General features: G+C 54.8%; 16 protein-coding genes and 1 tRNA gene. 5 read left to right on the top strand and 12 right to left on the bottom strand.

Features of this window, described 5'->3' with window-relative positions:
• Positions 1–144 precede the first annotated feature (144 nt).
• The 7 genes from AC2FH2_RS07710 to AC2FH2_RS07680 all read right to left on the bottom strand — a co-directional run bounded on the left by AC2FH2_RS07710 (position 145) and on the right by AC2FH2_RS07680 (position 9,086).
• A complete protein-coding gene (locus AC2FH2_RS07710; protein ID WP_271948831.1) occupies positions 145–1,431 on the bottom strand; it encodes a dynamin family protein in 1,287 nt (428 codons plus the stop codon).
• Positions 1,428–3,470 carry a dynamin family protein gene (locus AC2FH2_RS07705; RefSeq protein ID WP_496689350.1) on the bottom strand — a complete coding sequence of 681 codons (2,043 nt, stop codon included), beginning with the start codon at positions 3,468–3,470 and terminating at the stop codon, positions 1,428–1,430. Before AC2FH2_RS07705 ends, AC2FH2_RS07710 begins: the two co-directional genes overlap by 4 nt.
• Before the next feature lie 67 nt (positions 3,471–3,537).
• The gene (locus AC2FH2_RS07700; protein WP_496823255.1) at positions 3,538–4,410 is read right to left on the bottom strand and encodes a hypothetical protein; all 873 of its coding nucleotides are present in this window, start codon (positions 4,408–4,410) and stop codon (positions 3,538–3,540) included.
• A gap of 22 nt (positions 4,411–4,432) precedes the next feature.
• Positions 4,433–4,834, bottom strand: coding sequence for a hypothetical protein (locus AC2FH2_RS07695; protein WP_142636257.1), 402 nt, complete (start codon positions 4,832–4,834; stop codon positions 4,433–4,435).
• A 30-nt stretch (positions 4,835–4,864) separates the two neighbouring features.
• The gene (locus tag AC2FH2_RS07690; RefSeq protein ID WP_496823254.1) at positions 4,865–6,490 is read right to left on the bottom strand and encodes a dynamin family protein; all 1,626 of its coding nucleotides are present in this window, start codon (positions 6,488–6,490) and stop codon (positions 4,865–4,867) included.
• 98 nt (positions 6,491–6,588) lie between these two features.
• Complete coding sequence (locus AC2FH2_RS07685; RefSeq protein WP_142636261.1) at positions 6,589–8,601, bottom strand: dynamin family protein; 2,013 nt, start codon at positions 8,599–8,601, stop codon at positions 6,589–6,591.
• Positions 8,602–8,603: 2 nt separating this feature from the next.
• The gene (locus tag AC2FH2_RS07680; RefSeq protein WP_246097206.1) at positions 8,604–9,086 is read right to left on the bottom strand and encodes a hypothetical protein; all 483 of its coding nucleotides are present in this window, start codon (positions 9,084–9,086) and stop codon (positions 8,604–8,606) included.
• 664 nt (positions 9,087–9,750) lie between these two features.
• Between AC2FH2_RS07680 and AC2FH2_RS07675 the strand changes: the two genes are divergently transcribed.
• The 5 genes from AC2FH2_RS07675 (at position 9,751) to AC2FH2_RS07655 (ending at position 14,823) form a co-directional block, all read left to right on the top strand.
• Positions 9,751–9,835, top strand: a tRNA-Leu gene (locus AC2FH2_RS07675).
• 404 nt (positions 9,836–10,239) lie between these two features.
• A complete protein-coding gene (locus tag AC2FH2_RS07670; RefSeq protein ID WP_142636285.1) occupies positions 10,240–11,445 on the top strand; it encodes a YcaO-like family protein in 1,206 nt (401 codons plus the stop codon).
• Positions 11,442–12,764, top strand: coding sequence for a TfuA-like protein (locus tag AC2FH2_RS07665; protein ID WP_496823253.1), 1,323 nt, complete (start codon positions 11,442–11,444; stop codon positions 12,762–12,764). Before AC2FH2_RS07670 ends, AC2FH2_RS07665 begins: the two co-directional genes overlap by 4 nt.
• 44 nt (positions 12,765–12,808) lie before the next feature.
• Positions 12,809–14,104 (top strand): gluzincin family metallopeptidase, encoded by a 1,296-nt coding sequence (locus AC2FH2_RS07660; RefSeq protein WP_281972927.1) that lies wholly within the window; start codon positions 12,809–12,811, stop codon positions 14,102–14,104.
• A 113-nt stretch (positions 14,105–14,217) separates the two neighbouring features.
• Positions 14,218–14,823: a pentapeptide repeat-containing protein gene (locus AC2FH2_RS07655; RefSeq protein ID WP_246097208.1), complete on the top strand. Its 606-nt coding sequence runs from the start codon at positions 14,218–14,220 to the stop codon at positions 14,821–14,823.
• Between the two features lie 52 nt (positions 14,824–14,875).
• Here the strand turns inward: AC2FH2_RS07655 and AC2FH2_RS07650 are convergent, their stop codons facing one another.
• From AC2FH2_RS07650 to AC2FH2_RS07630, 5 genes are all read right to left on the bottom strand, one after another.
• Entirely contained in the window at positions 14,876–16,645 is a 1,770-nt protein-coding gene (locus AC2FH2_RS07650; RefSeq protein WP_281286267.1) for an adenylate/guanylate cyclase domain-containing protein, read from the bottom strand.
• Between the two features lie 85 nt (positions 16,646–16,730).
• Positions 16,731–17,378 carry a GNAT family N-acetyltransferase gene (locus AC2FH2_RS07645; RefSeq protein ID WP_281995091.1) on the bottom strand — a complete coding sequence of 216 codons (648 nt, stop codon included), beginning with the start codon at positions 17,376–17,378 and terminating at the stop codon, positions 16,731–16,733.
• A gap of 153 nt (positions 17,379–17,531) precedes the next feature.
• Positions 17,532–18,476 (bottom strand): ABC transporter substrate-binding protein, encoded by a 945-nt coding sequence (locus AC2FH2_RS07640; protein ID WP_271948847.1) that lies wholly within the window; start codon positions 18,474–18,476, stop codon positions 17,532–17,534.
• A gap of 48 nt (positions 18,477–18,524) precedes the next feature.
• Positions 18,525–19,532: an ABC transporter permease gene (locus AC2FH2_RS07635; protein ID WP_142636296.1), complete on the bottom strand. Its 1,008-nt coding sequence runs from the start codon at positions 19,530–19,532 to the stop codon at positions 18,525–18,527.
• On the bottom strand, positions 19,529–21,055 hold the full coding sequence (locus AC2FH2_RS07630; protein ID WP_496823252.1) for a sugar ABC transporter ATP-binding protein: 1,527 nt from the start codon (positions 21,053–21,055) through the stop codon (positions 19,529–19,531). The genes AC2FH2_RS07635 and AC2FH2_RS07630 overlap by 4 nt, the downstream gene beginning before the upstream one ends.
• Between the last annotated feature and the right edge of the window lie 20 nt (positions 21,056–21,075).

Genomic DNA, 21,075 nt, shown 5'->3' with positions numbered 1-21,075 from the left:
TTATACTACATATAGAAATATATTGTGATAAAATCGAAAGCTAAAAACAAATTCTTAAGGATTGGTCTACAAATTCGAAACAATAGATTCGTAGGAATCGCATCTACGATTCGCGGAATTGCCGCTCAGCCTTGAGCGGAAATTTCAGGTTCCGGTCTTTGGCTGTGCCGATTCAACCCGGCTGCCGGCCCAAGCAAGGTTGTCACTCAGCTGTGCCAGGATGCTAATCGCATCCTTCAGTGGCGCAACGCCGCTTTCGAACTGAAGCAAAAGCAACAAGTCCGTGGCCTTTTCGAACTCACCCGGAATCCAATCCGCCGTCGGGTCAATCTCGCCATCGTTTTCCAGGCGCTCGGCGAAATCCTCAACGATTTCCTGACAGCTTTGCAGGAAAGCCGCAGGCTCCATATTTGAGGTTTCCCGCAGGTCCTCATAGATACTGGCAATTGCGGCAAGCCAGTCTTCCAGGATCGGATTGTCGATAGGGGGTAGCACGTTTTCCAGCGTAGCCTGCATAGAGGGCGCGTCGAGGGCGGCTATGTCCGGCACCTGAACGTCAATCGATTTCAGATAGGGCAGAAAGTGCTGTTCCAGATCTTCGCGCGCCGAACTCAGGTCTGCCTGTCGCCGGTTCGAAGCAATATCAAGCACCTGTTCGGCCAGCCCCTGTCCACCGCAGGTTTCCCAAAGGGCGAAATCCGGTTCTGGCTCTTGCGCCATGGCACGGACAGCCACTGGGGTGCCGATCGGCACAACCGAGCGGAACATATTGCGCTTTTCTTTGTTCAAGCGGGCCAACACCCGGTCAAGCGCGTCGCGTACCGGAGGCAAATCTGTATGTGTCACAGCCAATATGCTGTTTGCTCGCAACTCTTCCGGAACCTTAGCCCAAAGATGGCGTTCCGTTTCGCGCCATGCATTTGTGCCGTTGGTGCACCAGATTGCGCAATCCACAAATTTGAGCAGATCGAGCGTCGGTTTATAGGTATCATCCAAAGCGCCTGACCCAGGCAGATCGTAGAGCGATATCTCTTGCAGGGCAGGGGTGTTCAATCCAACAGAGATAAAGTCGGGTTCGTCTTTGGCGGCTTTTTCAAGTGCAATTCCAGAATAGACCTTAGGTTCACGGTCCCACCACCCGACAGTTGTTTCGGGGGTTTCGGAATATGCCACAATAACGAGCGGCAGTTTCAGATGTTGCGGCCCGGTAGGCAGAATATCTGCCCCGGCCAGCATGTTGGCCAGGCTGGATTTTCCCGCCCCAAATTCTCCGGCGAATCCAATATTTACCGCGTTTGACAAGCGTTCGGCATGCGCCAAGGCACGGGCGCGCATATCTTCGAGCGCCACGTCGCTCGGCAGGCTTTCGGTCGCGGTCAGAAAGCGCTCGAGCTGCCTCACTTCCTTGTCGGTTCCGGGAAATTCGATCATTCCGCTGCCTCTGCTAGTCTTTCATCTGTTTGATGCTGGCTGAATAGGGTGCCCAGCTCGTCAGAAATATGTTGTGCGTGGTTGAAGGCGGCTTGCGCCTCGGCCCGGGCATTTGTTTCGCCGGTTCCGGCACGATGTTCAAGATGTGTGGCGAGCAGGGCCAGATAATGGTCCAGCACGGTATTAAGCCGCTCGGTCAAATCACCGCGGGCGGTATCCACCAGATCATCTCCGATCATCTCAAACTCCTGAACGATCATGCGTTCGGCACGGGACACGACACTTTTACGCGAAATCAGCCGGGACAACCAGTTTACCCGAAGTTCGACAGTGATGCCACGGGTCAAAGCGGACGTGTCCGGACGGAACCAGCGAACTGCGCTGGTGTTCATCCGGTTGTCGGTTGCGTCCTGCCAGCCGGGCAGAGCCCGCAGCGTGGCATTGCTTTGCATGTCGATTGCGTAGAGCTCGCTCAGCATTCTTTGGCGGACAACTTGGGTGGCCCCCTGAACAAGTTCGCGCATGCGGTCACGCAGCGGAGTGAAATTCAGCTCGGTTTCTCCGGTTTTCGACAACAGCGGAGAATCTCCGTTCGGGCCGCGAACAACGCCCGACACGGCCTCGGCCACGGTGTCATCCATTACGCCTCTCAGGTTGGCTAGGACGTCATCCATTTCGTCAATGATCTTGGTGGTCTTGTCGCTGACCGAGTTCCGCAGATCGGCCAATATCCTGTTGTTTTCACCAGCGTCTTCTGCCGAGGTTGTGGTGTCGTTCTCGATCGCGCGCAGATGCGCTTTGGACCGGTCCAATTCACCTTGGGCAAAGCTGTTGAGATGCTGCCAGGCCATACGCAGTTGTTCATCGCGCGGGCCTTCTGTCAGCGCTCGGGTCACATGCCGGCGCAGATCGGGCAACCCGGAGGCGATCATAGCGGCAAAGCGCAAAACACCTTCGCGGCTGATCGGGCCGGGGCCTTGTTTGATCTCTTCGACACCGTCCAGATATTGCTTCATCTGATCGGGGTGCGCGCGCAGCCAGGCCAGGACATCGTCGTGATTGATACCGGCTTCGTCACCGGTCAGGGCGTAATGCGCCCATTGGGCACTGCCGGTCAGCACGTCAATGTTCGAGTTTCCAAGCGCCTTCTCAAGCCCGTCCAGAACATCGGCCCGCACCTTGAAGGCATCTTCGGCACCATTTCCCAATTCGTCCACGCGATTGATAAAAACCACGATCTGGCCCAACTCCAGCGCTTGCATTAGGCGGAACAGTTTCAAGTCCGCCCGAGAAAGCGCCTGATGCGCCGACAGGACAACCACAAAGAAGTCGGACTCTTTGAGGTATTGGCGAGAGATCTCTTCGCGGATCAACAGAGGGTCATTTACGCCGGGTGTATCGGTGACCGTAAGCGGAAATGGGAAATGTCCGATGTCAAAATAGACCTCGGCCTTTCGGGTGATGTCGCTGTAAAGGCCCCGGTCCGATGCCGGATCATGTGTCCCACCCTCGGTCGGGTCATCGCCTGCGCAAACATAACGTGCCAAATCATCCGAATTCAGGTCTTCCAGATCATGATGTTGGCCCAGCAGCTGTTCATAGCTATCGCCCAGCCGAAGCTTGGCGCGGGTCTTCATTGCGTCGACCTGTTCTTCGATCATCTCGCGCTTATAACTGTCCTCGTCATCGGGGAACATGTTGCGCAGCTCTTCGCCTTCGGCAATCAGGGACTGCCACTGACGGTTGTCGAAGAAATGGAACTCGGCACCTTGCGTCCGGCCCGACGGGTGGCCGAAATGCATATCAGTGATTACGGTTGTCCAAGGGTTCACATCCGACGGCAGATATTCGGCCTGTCCGGTAAAACCATTGATCAGTCGGGATTTGCCGGCCTTGATCTGACCAACAAAAGCAATCGAGGGCTTCAGGTTCGAAAGATCACCAATGATCCGAGAGATAAACTGCCCGGTTTCGTCATTGCTGACGCCTTTCATCTCGTTGGCTATACGAAGTAACTCGCGACGATTATTCTCACTCATAACACATACCCTGACTACTTTATTTCACGGATCGAATTCGTTGAAAAATTGAACTGTTGGCACCGGATCATTTTTCCGATCCCGTAACTGATTTCCAAAGGTTTACGACGGCTCCCAGTTTGCGCGCTTCATGAATGGCCAGCGCAAATTGTGACCCGTCATGCAGAACGGCAAGCGCATCCCCTTTGCCCCCTGAAGGCCGCATTACAATCAGCTGAGGATGATCCAGCGCGGTGGCGGCGTCACCGTCCCACCCAACAAGATCCTGTGCAAACTGACGAAGCAGATCCTGATCGGCGTGCATGGGTTGCCCGACGTCGCATACTCCTTCGAGCCGCGAGATGGCTGCACCGTCCACGGAAACTTCGGCGCGTCCCAATGCGAACCGTTCAGCGCCATCAAAAAACGCGCTGGCAATGGTTCCTGCTGTCGCCCCGGCGGCGGACGCTGGAATATCTGTTTCTTGCGGGGCAGGCGTGTCGGGAACCAAAGAAACGACCGTCTCGGGCGGCAGCTCGATAGTGCCGCAAGCCTTTGCAATCTCGCTGAAAGTCACACCGACATCATCGACCTCAAGCGCCGTGTCCGGCTGCAGAGAAAGCAACTCCAACGGGGCAGGGGCTGCTGCAATATCGGACACCAATTCGGCCAAGCGGGTCGCAAGCTCTTCACGCGGAGTAGTTTCAAAATCCGGTATCATGCCCGAGCGGACCCGGAAAACATCAGTTACCCGAGAGCTGTTGACTTCTATTGCCAGACAATCGCCATTGGCCGCCGTAAATTCCAGCCGGCGCGGCAAAATGGTTCCGCGAATGGTGCGCAGGATCTTTTCACGACGAATCTCAGTCGTCTCAGCAGCTAATGTAACCGTCGGATTCAAACGGGCGACCGACAACCGCCCGATGTCTTCGAGCATGTCCAGTATGTCAGTATCCATCATGCCGTGACCCCCTCTGGTCCCGTTATACAGCGGCCGTAACCGGCCCTAGGCTTATGTGCGATTTAGTAAGCGCCAGCCCCACATTGGCACTGTCGCGACAGATGTAGCAGACCACATGGTCCGGGTAGTCCGGGGTCCGCAGGAAAATATTCAGCCGATCCTTTGAAAACACTGCGATTTCGCCAAACCCAGGATTTTCCGTATCGTCGGCGTCGGTCGAACGCAGCAGATTCTCAAACGCGATCACACCGCGCCCCTGAAAAAGGTTGGCCACCGCAATGGCCAGAGTATCCAAGGCTTCGGCACTTTCCGAGTCTGTGACATGGGTGCCTAGCAACATACCTGTCTTCATGTCGACATACCCGGCTGCTATGCAGTCGGGTATGGTCGCCATCGCATCGTTTAATGCTGTTTCGATAGACATCAGTTGCCCTGTCTCCTAGGTTTCTCACGGCTAAAGTACATGTCGTTCAACACCCGTGTCTTCAGAGGTATTGGCCATGGGCCTTACCGCGTTATCTGATTTTCGCGCATTGTGGTCGGCCTTGATTTGGTCAAACTCCTCAAGAAATGCTTGAAATACCTTCTTCAACGCTTCTGGGTTGGTGGGCATGTCTTCGCCATCCGTGACCTCGCGCCACATCGCCGCCGCGCTAAGCGGGGTGTCGACGGACACGTTTACAATGTCTTCAAACGAGCCAGCGATTTCCGGTCTGCTCTCTGGCATGGCAACAACCTGAGTGTTCATCAGGCCATTGGTTTCCGGCTCTGGTTCGAACTCATCCTCGGCATCATCTGATTGTTCAGCCATCAACGCTGTGATCGAGGATACGGAAAGTTCGACCGGGGTTTCTTCCGGCTCTGCCTGAGCGGTCTCTTCGGGCTCCGGAACATCTGTAAGCTGGTCCTCCAAAGAGGCCATGAATGTGTCAGCTTCGTCTTCGTCACTGAACAGGTTTTCTTCTTCAGCAACTTCGGCTTCCGCAGAAAGTGGCTGAACTTCAACAATGTCAGTTTCATCAATGACGGATACGGCCTGTGGGTCTGTTTCATCATCCTCGGTAGGAGCAACGGACAGATCGGCAACGTCCGAGTCCTCGGGAGTGGTCTCCCGGAAGAACGCCCGCAATTCGTCTTCTTTTTCTTCTTTTACGATCTCGGCACCCGAGGTCATGTCGGCGCGCAGACGTTCGGCCTCTTGTGGGTCAATGCGCGGGGCACGTTCAACCTCATCAGGGCGCAGTTCGACCCGGGCAGGGCGCACGGGGAATTGTGTCACCACCTCGGGCTCTGTTCCCTCATGCAGCGGGTTTACCAGCTTCAGCGGAGCGGTTCCCTGTACATTCGAGAAATTGCGCCGCGGGCGCAGCGGGTGTACCTGAGGAGCATCGGACAAGCTGGTGTCAATTTGATAACGCGCCAGCTGATGAGCGCGGCTGTCCATGATCAGTTCTGTGATTTCCAGGAAGCTGTCGACCATCTTGCCACCGCCACTGCGGGTCCACAATTCGGCGTCCCCACTTTTGTCGCGGGCCATGATGGCATCACGGGCTGAAAACAGGATCGAACGGTTGAACAGGTGACCTGCTTCGCGGTTCACACGACGAAGGACCTTTTGGCGATCCTTGACATCCAAAACGTCTGCACGTGTGACCAGCAGCAATGAATTATGTTGCAACCGTTCGGGCAGGGAAACCCAGGTTGCCCGTTCAGTTTCGCGCCATGCCTGCGTGGCGTGCGTACACCAAATAACGCCATTTGCCTGACCGACAGCCCGTCGCCAGACATCAGTAGAAATCTTGGGGTCGGAAATACCCGGAGTGTCAATCAGGTCGACGGCTTCAAGAATGTCGGATTCCAGAAATATGCGAATAAACTGGGCATCATTCACCCCGACTTGTTCCAACTGGTCCAGGTTGATGTTTTCGCGAGTTCCGTCAGGGCGTTGTACATAGGCCGACCTTCTACCCCAACTGAACCAAACTGGTGGCAGCTGTGTGGCTGTAACCTGTGTAGGCAGTGCCTCCGAGCGCAGCAGAAAGTTCATCAAGGTTGATTTGCCGGCGCTGAATTCCCCCATAAGTGCGAAAACAGGTTTCCTGCGGGACCATTTTTCAATGCGGTCCCATGCTTTTGAAGAGACGAAGCGGGTTTGTGAATCTTTTGCCATATCGCTACTTATGCTGCCTCGTTACTAAGATCTTTCAGGATATCGCCGAGGATATCGTCGCGGGATTTCTGAGGGGCCAGCCCCTCCATCAGCGCTGCACTGCGACCGGGGTCCTTTTCGGCCGAGGCCGAAATGTTCAACAGAGTCTCCTTTTGCTCGCGCATAAAGTCGGAAAGGGCGGCGCGGACATTTTCAAGAACTGCTGCAATCTGGTTTTCTTCGATATCCTTGGTGATCGAATTCGCCTCCGATGTGATCAGGCGCGTATAATCCGCCGCATAGGCCTCGAAACCATTGCGGCGTTGCCACCAGCGGCGCCACCATGTGCTTTGCAAGTCCAGGGCAATCGTGCGTCCGATACCCAGTGGAGGTGGTACCCGCGGGACGATTGGTGCCTCGATGCTGAACTCTCCCAGATGGTTGCCCAGCAGGCTTTGATACAACGCTTCGATGTCAGCGGCTGCCGCTGAATACAACGCACCAACTTCTTTGCGCATCGACCGGGCAAAGCTAAAATAGGCCGCTTTTTGCAAGGTCCGCAGCCCGGCAGGATCATACTGCCACGTTCCTTGCTCGCCATTTTGCTCAAGATGCGCGATCAGAGAATCGGTGGCACGTTTGACAAAGTTGGCTTCGGCCGAGTTTAGACGCTCAAGCACTTTCGCGCGCAAGGAAGCAGTAAGCTCAGCGGCCTTCTTTTCATATTCTGCGTTGACCTCGGCCACGGCGTCTTCGGGTGCTACCCCGTTCAGCTCTCGCACGATCCCTTCGCTGTCGGATAGTTTTTTGGCCACGGCGGTCGCCCGGATCTGACTGGCGATGTTACGCGCCCGGTGGCGTACACGGTCCAGAAGTCGAGTTCCTGCGCCTTCGGCAATGCGTTCATTCATCGCCAGCAATAGGTCGGGCAAACCGGACAACGCCCAAATCTTGTCCAGTGACGGGGCTTGATCGCCAAACCCGGCCGCCAGATAGAACGTGTTAAGGGCTTTCCGGGATTCCTCAGACAGAATATCGGGATTGCCAGTTATCGCGGCCTCGGCCCACAGAGCGCTGCCGAACACAACACTTGCCTTGGTGTCGATATTGTTCTGTTTCAGCGTGTCCAGAATCCGATCCCGAATCTCAGGAACCTGGGTGACCGGATCTGCAAGTTCGTCAATTCGGTTAACGAACAGGATAATCTGACGATTTTCGAACTGAGCGATGATCCGCATCAGCGCCATGTCCATTGTGGTCAGAGCCTGACTGGCTGCAAGAACCACAATGCAGACTTCGGACCCGCGCAGGCTGCGCAGGGTGATCTGTTCACGCACCATAAACGTATCGTTTACACCCGGTGTGTCGCACAGCTTGAGGGAAATTGGGTACTGGGGGATGTCCATGTACAGCTCAGCCGACTTTGTCACATCCGCAAAACGACCGGTCTTGGGGTTGATGTCCGGGTCGTCTTCATCACCCAGACACACATACCTTTGGATCAGTTCCTCATCGAAATAGTCGTATTGATGGCTTTGCCCCAGAATCAAGTCGAAATGCTTACCCAGTCGTTCCTCGGACTTAGCTTTCATTTCGCCGATCTGACGGCGGATATCGTCCATTTCATCGTCGGCGCCGGCCCGATTGGCCAGCTCTCCCAGCCGGCCGCCGCCAACCATCAGATTGTCCCATTCCTCTTGTTCGAAGAAAGTGAACCGGGATTTTGTATCACCCTGGGTTCTGGTGTTGATGTTCAGCGTGGTAACCACAGAGGTCCAGGGGTTCACATCCGAAGGCAGCAGGGCAGGGCGTGCGGACAGAATGTTCACAAGCGAAGATTTTCCCGCCTTGACCTGACCGACCAGCGTGACGCTGGCAGTGAAATTCTCCATGCGTGTCTTGAGCGTCGCAAGACGTGCCGAGGAGCGCGCGTCCGCCACCTCTGTCAGTTGGTCAATCTGTGTCGTCAATGCCGACATGGCCGAAGTCATTGGGGTCAGCGCTTCGTTTCCAACAGACAAAAGATGATCGTTACGCGCCATGGTTAGCCTCCGGTTCCTGTAGCGGCGATATGAGGTTCGATCTGCCCGTGAGGTGCGCTGGTCAGCGTATCGATCCGGGCGATCAGGTTCAGGGCGTTGCCCAAAATTGCGGCTTCGGCGCTTGGTGTGATCGATTCATATGCGCGGGCATCGGCCAGCACTTCGATCGAGCTGAAGCAGTCGCTATTTTCCAGGCACGCAACACTGCGCCCTGTTGGGAAACCCTGGGATTTGACCTCGGGCAGAGGCATTCGAGAATTGGCAAGCAAATAATGCCCGCCAGAATGCGTGCGCAGCGAGATGCCAAACCCGGTATTCGGGTGTTCGCGATTCAGGGTTTTGAGTTCACCAAGAAAACTTTCGCGTGCAAGACCAATCGCGTCTTGCTCGGCAGATGCAGAGTTCATCATGTTGGTCACGGTAAAGACCCTTGTACTGGAGTTGAGCGAACGAACTGGTAAGACGCCCGAAGGCAAAAGACTCATTAACTCCTTTCCACCCATCAACTACTGGCAAGGCGGTCTTATTTTGACGCGAATAAGATTTTTTGGCGTTTGAATTGTGGCGCAAGTATGGCTGCGGACTTGCCCGGGCCCACTACTAAACTAAAAAGCGTATAGAAATATGAGCATATCAGCTGAAGTTCACAGCGAGCCGAATTTGATAACTGGCCCCCAAATGGGGTGTAACTATTTATTAAATTATAGTTTTACATACATGTGGTCAGCTCCATATTCGGCAAAATCTTGTCATGAGACAGAATCCATCGCCCAAACAAAGTGCGCTTTCGGGAAAGGCAACAACAACACGGCACAACGTGAGGGTGTTTAGATTTGGCAGGTTCATCAATGGTGAATTTTAACAGGACGCTAGGTTTCACATAGTCTTATTTTGGGTCTGCCTGGTCTACGAGATTTCTGTTTTAGGCGGCGTCAGGCAAAGCTTGGCCAGCTGCAAGCCCATTGGCCTTTCCGGTCGATGTGCTCGTGCGGTCTTTCATATGTTTTCGGGTCGTGTGGTGCCTCTAAGCAGAGGTTGGGTTTGTTCTGAAACGGGCATCAATATTCTTCGTGTAAACTACAATTTCCCTCTCGCACTCGTTCAAAAGCTTTGCTATTGAGCGGCATTCCGGCAGCAGCTGCTGGTCGTGCGGGTGTGGCGAAATTGGTAGACGCACCAGATTTAGGTTCTGGCGCCGCAAGGCGTGGGGGTTCAAGTCCCTCCACCCGCACCATAGTTCATTGTATTGCATTGATTATATTTTATAAATTTGACCCAATAGAGCAACTTTCCCGATTGCCCTGAGACCTTCGCACGAAAGAAGGCGCGCTTCTGACAGCTTTTCGAGACATTTTGGGTTTCCGGTCCCGCAGTAAATATCGCAGAATGAAGATTATGTTAAAATAATGCGACATCCTTTGAATATCGTAGCTGCAATTCGATTTTAGGTGCTGGCTGCTGGACACAGTTGGTTCAGCCCGCGCTCATCATCGTCCAGCAAGTAGATTGTCGTGTTGAGACAATTATGGGCGGCAGAGTTGACCCCTATGAAATCATCCCCCATCCTGAGCTGATCCGGTCACCGGCATGTATTTTCGCTTGGTGGCCAATTTCTTTTGTTTTTGGCAAGGTTGCATCATGTCTGACGTATCGGAAAAGCAATATGTGCTTGATACTCATCGCCTGCGAAGCCCCAGCCAAACATTGGAAATCGTAACGCCCTATTTGCGTGAAATGGGCATTACTCGAATTGCGAACTTAACCGGCCTGGATCGTATCGGATTGCCCACGGTCATGGTTGCGCGCCCGAATTCCCGATCGGTTTCGGTGTCGCTCGGCAAGGGATTGTCAGTCCCGGCCGCGCAAGCGTCGGGGGTTATGGAAGCGATCGAAAGCTGGCACGCGGAACGGGTAACGGCGCCTCAACGTCTGGCACGATTTACCGATATAGCGCGCGATGCGCCGGTGGTGGATGTTGATAAGCTACCTCGGGTGACTGGTGGCCGATTTGATCCTGATGCGAACAGATTGTGGGTAGAGGGTCGGGATTTGAATTCCACTTGCGCCCGTTGGGTTCCAATGGAGATGGTCGATACCGATTATACGTCTTTGCCGATGGGTGGGCAGGTTGCTTTTCCCAGAACGACAAACGGTTTGGCATCCGGCAACAACCTGTTTGAAGCCAGTTGCCATGCGATCTTTGAACTCATCGAACGCGATGCCACCACACTGTGGCAATTTCAGTCCGCGCCAGCACGGATCCACCCAGACACTATCGATGATGACAGGTGCAAGGACGCAATAAGCATGGTTGAGGCGGCGGGCCTGAACCTGGGCATCTGGGACACCACCTCGGACATCGGAATCGCCTGTTTCCGCTGTACGATCTGCGAGCCGGACGGGCAGAACGGCCACATCGGTATCGGTGATGGCTGCCATCCAGATCGCGCCATTGCTTTGTTGCGGGCCCTGACCGAAGCGGCACAAACCCGCCTCACCTATATCTCTGGCGCGCGTGATGATCTGGACCCAGAAGAGTTTACTGACCAGGCGCAGATAGAAAGATGTGCCTATATTCGCAATCAGATAGACAGTTCGGACGCGACGCAGGATTTTTCGAATACTCCGACATATGCCACCGGATCATTCCAAGAGGATTTGAACTTGCTGACTACCCGCCTCGAAACTGTAGGTATTTCGCAGGTGATCACGGTCGATCTATCGCGCCCGGAGTATGAGATCGCCGTTGTCCGAGCTGTCATACCGGGGCTTGAAGCGCCTCATGACGACCCCGATTACATCGCCGGGGAACGCGCGCAGCGTGTAATGGAAACATACGGATGAGTGTCGTTATTTTTGTGGGCCCGACGTTGACAGCCGATGCTGTGGCCCAATGCTTAGACCCTGTGATCTTGCCCCCGGTCCGGCAGGGGGACGTATATCGCGTGGCACGTGATCGTCCGCGCGCGATCGGGATAATAGACGGCTTTTTTGAGGGCGTCCCGTCGGTCTGGCACAAAGAGATTCTTTGGGCCATGAATCAGGGAATCCCCGTTTATGGCAGTGCCAGCATGGGTGCTTTGCGCGCGGCAGAGTTGGCTGATTTTGGTATGATCGGCGTGGGTCGAATCTTTGAGGATTTCTACAGCCGAACCCTGCAGGATGACGACGAAGTTGCGGTCCTGCACAGCCCGGCAGAATTGGGTTATTTGCCATTGAGCGAACCCATGGTCTCGGTCCGAGCAACGGTTGAGGAGGCGCATAATCTAGGCATGTTGGTCGCTGAACGTGCCGCAGAGGTTCTGCGGATTGCCAAAGGCATGAACTATCGTCAGCGCAGTTGGCCTAACATAATTGACGCGTTGAACGGGCTTTCTGATATCCAGAGTTTTGTGGACTGGCTGCCAAACGGCAAGGTTGATGCAAAAGCGCGTGATGCCATTGAGATGCTTGGGCGTATGGCCGAAGATCTGGCAAACGACCTTCCCTTCCCGGCGACGCAGCAACCGACCGAAGAAACGCTGATGTGGAAAGGGCTGCGTGCCCGAGTGGATGCCGATCAGAAGGCCGATCAGGCGGTTATCGACGAAGTCAGGCTGAACCCGGACATGTATACGCGGCTGCGTGAACGGGCCGCGCTGACTCTGCTGGCGCGGGAAGAGGCTGATCGGCGGGATGAAGAGCCTGACCGCCCTGCCCTGATGGCACAGATGGATGCGCACAGGCAAAAAGCCGGCCTGTCGCGCCGCGCCGCTTTGATGGCATGGCTGGACGAGAATGATCTGAGTGTCGAGGAATACGAGGCGATGCTGGCCGATGCCGCTCGGGTGCATGGCCACATTACCTCTCGGGCTTCGGTCCTTGAGTCATCGCTTTTGCGCGAGTTGCGCCGTGACGGGAGCTATGCCGAATTGCGGGATCGTGCCCATCGCAAGGCACAAAGGGGAGCTGAATCATTGACTGCCCGAGGCGGTCCCGCAAGCAGGCGCCTACCTATGGTTATGTGGTATTTTGAAACACAGCTTGACCAACCAGTGCCGGATGATCTTGAATCATATGCAGTTTCACTTGGATTGGCCGGGCGGGAAGCATTTTTTGATTTGATAGAAGCAGAGTATTTGTTTTGTCACGCGGATGCCGGATTAAATAGTACCGTTGACTAGCCGCCCCAAGGCGGATCCGAGGCGTGGCCTGAAAGGGGGGTATTGTGAACTTACCAGATCACCTTGATGAAGAAGAGCCTGGAACGCGATTTCTGCTGTATCCGCAATCCCCTTTTCTGGAAGAGGACCCACAGCTTGAGCTAGTCGAAATATCGGCCCCGCAGGGCAGTATCGGCCCTGGTCCATCGGGTCCGCGCATGTACACGGTTAACCCTGTCGGAAAGACTACACCCTATGGGGCCATCGTGCCCGGACCGGATGGTCCGGGAATGTATCTGCCGCCCTGGAACGGATATATCCATCCCCCGGCAATGCCTGATGAGTTCGGTAACTTTATCCATATTGGCCCGTCGGACCCGGCTTTTGAGGCAGCGCATCTGTTTGGCTCGGCGCATTTCACGATGGACGTCTGGCAGGGCTATTTTGACCGACCAATCCCATGGCATTTCGCCCGTGATTTTAACCGGCTCGAACTGTCGCTGCTGCCAAGCCTGGACAATGCGCATATCGGTTGGGGTTTCCTTGAAACCGGGGGCACCCATGAACACGGGGACGAATATCGCCCCTACAGCCTGAATTTCGACGTGGTCGCACATGAAATCGGCCACTCAATCATTTACAGCGTCGTGGGCATGCCCACCGACGGAGATGTCTCGGGTGAGTATTACGGGTTCCATGAATCCGCCGCCGATATGGTGGCGCTTCTGGCCTCTTTGCATTTTGGCTCGGTGGTAGAGGCGCTGTTGGAAAACACCAAAGGCAATCTCTACAGCTTCAATCGACTGAATCGCTTTGCCGAGCTTTCGGAAAATGCACAGATCAGAACGGCCGCAAACAACCGGTCACTATCGGAATTCGCTGCCGGATGGTCCAGTGAACATGCACTTTCCGAGCCACTGACAGGTGCAATGTTCGACATTTTGGTGGACATCTATCATGAGCGCCTGTTGGTTCATGGCCTTATCACACAGGCAGAGGAAGACCTGTCCGATCAGCTAGAGGATTCACCCGATTACAGCGAGGTCATGCAGGGTATTTTTGACAAGCGATATGCCGAAAACCCCGATGGATTCCGCGTAGCACTTCTTGAGGCGCGCGATTTCCTGGGCACCTATCTGGCCGACGCCTGGAGCATGTTGGACGCCGATATGCTCAGCTATTTCGGTGTCGAAAAGGCCATGCTGGCGGTGGATCAGGAAATTACCGGGGGTGCCTTCCGGCGGATCATCGAAGGAAACTTTCGGATGCGTGATATCGGGGTGGCAACTGCCGGTCCGCGGCTGCCTGACCCTGATGAAGACAGTCACGCACACTCCGTCCGCACGCAGGTTCCAGACTGATGACAGCAAAATTCTTTTTTTTTCGGCAGATTTATGGCATTTAGAGGCGGGGTGATTTTTGAGGAGACACCGATGCGGTCATCCTCGGGATTTAATCGAAGGGGGTTCGGGTGATGGACCCATATTTGGGAGATGAGTTTATGGCGGAATCCTTGCTCAGTTTTTCGGAAGTGTTGATTTACGGCAGAGTTATCGACGATTTGGATTACGACCCTGCGAAAAAGAAAAGCAGAGGAAAAGGCAACAACAAACATCTTGATGAGCAACTCGCGAATTCAGGAAATGACGAAGCCAAATTTGCCAAGATCTACGGGTTTGCCTATGAAGGCACCTACTACGACCTGCCCGAGCCGGTGATTTTCCTGGTTCACGGCGATGGTCAAGATGTCGCCAAAAAGGGCGAGCCACCAAACCAGGCCTCGCGCGCGCCCACGGATCCTTCGATTGGCGGTGTTGCGGCGGCGGACTATCAGGTCGCTGACGGTATCAAGTTCTGGAGCTATGATAAGTCCGATCAGACCATGCGCATGGATGTCATGACAGGCCAGTTCGAACAGGTTCTTCTAGACCTCTATTTTGGCTTTGACAGCCCTGCTATCAGCGGTGCAAAGGTCAGCGGTGCCAAAGTGAGTGGTGCCAAGGTCAGTGGCGCGAAAGTCAGCGGTGCCAAGGTCAGTGGCGCCAAGGTTAGCGGAGCCAAAGTACGCGGCGGCGACTGATCTTCGGACAAAGTCAGCAAAGAAGGCGCGGGATCTCGCGCCTTTTTCCGTTCTAAAATCCCGCTTTTTTCAGCCCTTCGACAAAGTGCTGCGTGTCGTCTTCCAGACGGTCGGGCAGCACCTTGGCCCAGCGTGACAAAGAAAAGTTCGGGTGTGCGGCGCGGTGCTTTTCAGCAATCATGCGTGCCATATCCATGTTGCCCAGCTGCGCATGGCTGGCGGCCAGCATCCGTTGACCCTCGGTTGGATTGTTCATCTTGTTGACGGTTTCGATAACATCTTCATAGCGCCTGAGATTGTAATAGGCGCCGCCGAGGTGCCAGAGATACTGATCCGGAAAGTACGGGTTCAGACGCATGGCCTGTTGCAGATGCGTGATGGCGGTCTCATTTTCCCCCGAATGTGCAAGCGCATCGGCGAAATCCGAATGCATATCCGCATCATTGGGGTTGAGAGCCAAAGCACGTTGGTAAGACTGTAGCGCCGCACTATGTTCCTTGCGATACAGATGGACAAATCCCAGCTCGCCAAATCCCCGCGCGTCTGTCGGGTCCAATTCGATCGACCGCTGTGCCAAAGACAGCGCCTGCTCGAATGCACTGCCTGGATCTTCGGTCCACGAGTATCGCCAATCCAGATTCAACGTTCGGGACAAGGCGGCGGCGGCACGGGCATAGTTGCCGTCCCTTTCCAGCGCAGATTGATAGAAATTCTGTGCCTTGCGGTTGTCGTTGCGCGTGTATTTGAAGATGTGCTGCTGCCCCTGCAGGACAGAGCCATATGCCTCCAGATCTGAAGGAACGGCCTGAACCATAACTTGGCGCTCATGGGATTCGATCATTACGGCCGTGGCCGCGACGATACATTCAGTCACCTCGTCCAGAATATCAAATATATCGTCAATGTTTCGATCAAACCGCTCACCCCAAATCGTGCGTTCAGTGTTTGCATCGACCAGTTCCGCAGTAATGCGGATTCGACTGGAAGAGCGACGCACACTGCCCCGGGCGATATACCGGACATTCAGCTTTCTTGCGGCTTCCTTCGGTGGCATGGACTGCGCCCTGAAGAAGAATGATGAGTTTCGGGCGATGACGAAAAGGTTTCTGAATTTGGAAAGGTTCAGAATGATGTCGTCGGTCAGACCATCGGCAATCCAGCCGTCAGACTCATCCCCGCCGCTGATGCTGAACGGTAGCACAGCGACCGACGGAGTGTCCGGGCGTTCCAACAGATCGACAATAGCGTCGGGACGCATAGTGCCCGCCAAAGTAGCACCGGCAACCTCGCTGCGGACACAGTAGGTTGAAACCGGCGAAAGAATGTTCTTCAGATGCTGCGGACCAAGAAATTCGTACCCATACCGCAACCGGTTACAAACCTGATCATACACCGCAGAGCTGACATAGACCCGCTCGGGTTCCGCAATTTCTTGCAATCGCGCTGCAATGTTGACGTTGTCGCCATGAATTCCACGCTCATCTATCAGGATCTCTCCAAGATGGATGCCAACGCGAAACTTGATTTGCTGTTGATCTGATCCTGAATCGTTGTGCTGGGCAGAAATTTGGTGCAGCTCAACACCAAATTCGACCGCGCTGGTCGCTGTTTCAAACAGGGCCAGGATGCCGTCACCGCGCACTTCGACCACACGCCCCTGATAACGGGCGCATGCGGCTTCGATCTGCGATAGAAGTGTCTTCAAAGCGTTGTAGGTGTCGAGTTCGTTCTCACTCATCAGGCGAGAATAGCCGACGACATCTGCAAATAAGACTGCACCCAGCTTCTGAGTGATTGATGAATTCGGGTTAACTGTATTCACTGGCGGTACTCGATTCCTGAGTTCTGAACGAACCCTAACTTTTGTATAACAAAAAAAGATTTGAAACGATTGGTAATAACGTCTCTTAGTCCGACCCAGTCTCTTGCGGGGGCCAACACCAGCAATCCGAGGCATTATTGCCAAGCTTAACGATGGTTTCACCGCCCAATTCTTTCGCCAGTGAATTTCGGTTTTCGAACCAACCGCTGCTCAGCAACCCGACCACAACCATATCGTGAAATTGACCATCTGCAAACCAGGCCTGACGCATCGACCCCTCGATCTGGCACCCCAGTCTGGCAACCAGGTCTCTGCTGCTGACATTATCCGCCCTATAATACGACGTCAGCCGGTTCAGCCCCAGTTGTCGAAAGGCGAAATCGGCGACCAAAGCCGTCGCCCTGATACCAACTCCATGGCGGCGCACCGAATGATCGACGAACATCGCAACGACAGCATCGCGATTGATCGGCGATATCCCCTCGAGGCCGCTCATGCCGACCAGTTTTCCCGCCGAATTCTCAACAACGAACCAACACCTGCGGCCGATGGCTGAGCCGGTGAACATGTCGCTCCAGCTTTCCTCTGTCTGTGCAAGATTAAGAGGAATGCGGGACACGCGTTCGAATTTGGCTAAATCCTCTACATTTTGAAACCAGGGCAGAATTGTCTCAAGATCGGATTTTTCCAGGGGACGCAGGACATAGGTCTTGTTGCTGGGCTTTTTTTTCACCGGAATTTCAACCTTTAATAAACATCAAAAAAATAACCTGTAGAGGATAGCATGAAAACGCCGCAAACAGAAAAGATGATTGTTGCAACCCAGTAAGACAAAAAAACCGGTCCGCCGATCGGGCGAACCGGTCCGTATTAAGCTGTCAGGCTCTTAGTCGTAAAGAACTGCCGCGATCTTCGGATCGTCAATATTGGAAGCATCGTAATAGTAAAAGCCGGTGTCGATTAGGGCGGGGACTTCTTCGCCTTTCATCGCCGCGACGGCCGCCTTGACCGTTTCATAGCCGATACCAACCGGGTTCTGGGTGATTGCCCCGGTCATCAGACCACTTTTGATCGCGTCTTTTTGGGCTTTGCCGCTGTCATAGCCAATGATGACAAGGCCTTCGGTGCCCAATTCCTGTACCCCGTTCACGACACCAATGGCAGAGCCTTCATTGGTGCCAAAAATACCATCCAGATCGGGGTTTGCAGTGAGGATCGCTTTTGTCACCTCGGTTGATTTCAGATGATCGCCCTGCCCGTACTGAACGGTGACAACCTCGATATCAGGGTATTTTTCCGCAATGCGGTTCACAAATCCATCGCGGCGGTCAATGCCAGTGCGGCTGGTCTGGTCGTGGGCTACCACTGCAACTTTGCCTTTTCCACCAATCTTTTCGGCCATTTTGTCAGCGGCAAGCCCCGCTGCAGCTAGGTTATCGGTTGTGGCAGTAGAAACAGGAATATCACTGTCGACACCGCTGTCAAAAGCGATGATCGGGATACCCTTGTCATTTGCCTGTTTCAGCAACGGAATGGCGGCCTGACTGTCGAGTGCGGCAAAGCCGATGGCTTTTGGATTGTTTGCCAGTGCTGCGGCCAGCATGTCGATCTGACGGTCGACCATCGTTTCGTTGTCCGGTCCTTCGAATGTGATTGTGACGTCAAACTCTTCGGCTGCCTGTTCGGCGCCCTGCTTTACCGCCTGCCAGAATTGGTGCTGGAACCCTTTGGATACCAGCGGAATATAGATTTCTTCCGCCATGGCCATCGAGGCCGGAGCTGCGAGGGTGGCTGCGCTGAGCACCCCCAGAACGAAACGACGTGTTAACATGATATTCTCCTCCAGTTGGTTGTTATCTTCTTTGGTCCTAAAAATTGTTCAGCCGGTCTTTTTGCGCCGCGCCATGTCGGCATAGACGGCCAGAATGATGATCGCGCCAGTGACAACGGTCTGCCATTCCTGCGCGACAGACAGAACGCGCAGCCCATTGGTCAGGACAGCCATGATAAGCGCGCCGATGAGCGTTCCCAGGATCGTTCCGCGCCCGCCGGACAGAGAGGTTCCGCCAATGACCACAGCCGCGATGGCCTCAAGTTCGTATCCCAGCCCCAAAGCGGGTTGTGCCGAGTTCAGGCGCGAGGCGATCAGGATGCCGCCGATGCCGCAAATTCCCCCGGCCAGCGCGTAGATTCGCATCTTCCAGGCGTCGGTGTTGACACCCGACAAGCGGACCGCCTCTTCGTTTGATCCCAAAGCAAACGTATAGCGGCCCAAAACAGTGCGGCTGAGGATATAGGATGCTGCAATCGCGACCAAAAACAAGATCAGCACGCCGTTCGGGATAGGCACCGAGGGGATGATTTCTCCGATCAGAGACCCGCGCGAGATCTGATCGAAACCAGGCGTGTCATTGAAATAGATCGGTCGTGTGCCCGAGATAACCAGCGATAGACCCTTGAGGATCAGCATCATGCCCAGCGTCGCGATGAAGGGCGGGATTTTCATTTTGGCCACAAATGTGCCCGAACACAGACCACAAAACGCACCCGCTGCAATGGCTGCAGCAACACCCAAAAGCAGGGGCATGCCGAGATAAGTCAGGGCCACGCCCGCAATCACGGCACAGAAGGTCATCAAAGTGCCAACCGACAGGTCGATTCCGCCCGTGATGATCACCAGAGTTGCGGCAACGGCCAGTACGCCGTTGACCGAAGTTGCCTGCAGAATGGCAATCATGTTCGAGGTTTGCATGAAGTTCGGCGATGCGATCGAAAAGCCGATCAACAGGGCGATGAGACTGGCAAAGGCCAGCAGCTTTTGATACGCGCCGCTTTCCGACAGGCCCGCCAGGGGCTTTTTTTTGTCTATATCCGTTGCTGTGGTCATATTGCTGTCCCTGTGACCTGCATCGCCGCCGTGCGTTGGGTGGCCAGATGCATGATGTCTTCCTGAGTGGTGTTGTTTCCGCCGGGCAGAATTCCGGTCAGCCGGCCTTCGCACATGACGGCGATGCGGTGGCTGAGGCGCATGATTTCCGGCAATTCGGATGAGATCACGATGATCGTCTTTCCCTGCGCGGCCAGTTCTTCGAGCAGTTTGTAGATTTCCGATTTTGCACCGACATCAATACCGCGCGTGGGTTCGTCAAAGATCAGGATGTCGCAATCTCGCAGAAGCCATTTTGCGATGACTACCTTTTGCTGATTGCCGCCGGACAACAGGCGCACCTCTTGCACATCCGAGGGTGTGCGAATGCCAAGCTGGGCGATATAGCCTTTGGCCGTAGTGCTGATTTCGCTATCGTTCAGAACACCGGTGGCACTGGTAAACCTATCCATCGAAGCCAGAGCGATATTGTCGCGGACGTTCATTCCCGTGGCGAGGCCGAAATGCTTGCGATCCTCGGACAGGTACCCGATCCCGGCCCGCACGGCATCCACAGGGGAACGGATGGGCACGATCTGCCCATGTACCCGGATTTCACCGCCATCGATAGTGTCAGCCCCAAAGATTGCCCGCGCAACTTCGGTCCGCCCTGCCCCCATCAGCCCAGCAAAGCCCAAGATTTCACCCTTCCGGACCGAAAAGCTGACATCTTTCAGATCCATGCCCCGCGTCAGTCCTGCGACTTCCAGAGAAACCTCGGCATCGCTCAGGTCCGGCACATCCAGAGGGTCTTCGGATACTTCGCGCCCAACCATCATCGCAATGATTTTGCTGATCGGCGTGTCACTGGCACCGACAGTGCCAACATATTCACCGTCGCGCATGACAGTCACACGGTCGGCGATTTGTTTCAGCTCGTCCATTTTGTGGCTGATATAGACAATCCCCACCCCTTCCGCCCTCAGGCGGCGGATGATGACGAACAGCTCGGCAATCTCGGCGTCGTTCAGGGCTGCGGTCGGTTCGTCCATGACCAGAACCTTGGAGCGATAGGACAGCGCCTTGGCAATTTCGACCATCTGCTGCTTGGCAATGGTCAACCCGCCGACCAGCGCTTTGGGATCAAGGTTCAGGTTCATCGCCCCGAAGATTTCAGCGGTTTGAGCGTTCAGCGCGGCCTCGTCCAGGCGACCAAAACGTTTCCGGGGCTCGCGTCCGATAAAGATGTTCTGCGCTACGGTCAGATCATTCATCAGACTCAGTTCCTGATGGATGATCCCGATCCCGAGGTTCTGAGCCTCACGCGGGGATGTGGGACTGGCTGATTTGCCTTGAATGGCCAAGTCGCCGCCATCGCGCTGATAGATCCCGGACAGGATTTTCATCAACGTACTCTTCCCCGCCCCGTTTTCCCCCATAAGCGCGTGGACTTCGCCCGAAAACAGATCGAACTGCACGGATTTCAGCGCGTGCACACCGGGGAAATACTTTTCGATCCCCTTCATTTCGACCAGTTTTTCCATCTCTCCTCCCATTTTGCCCC

Source organism: Ruegeria sp. YTSA105, from assembly GCF_059610225.1.
Note: the sequence above shows the minus strand (reverse complement) of the source record. Positions and strands in the feature narration are given on the sequence as shown.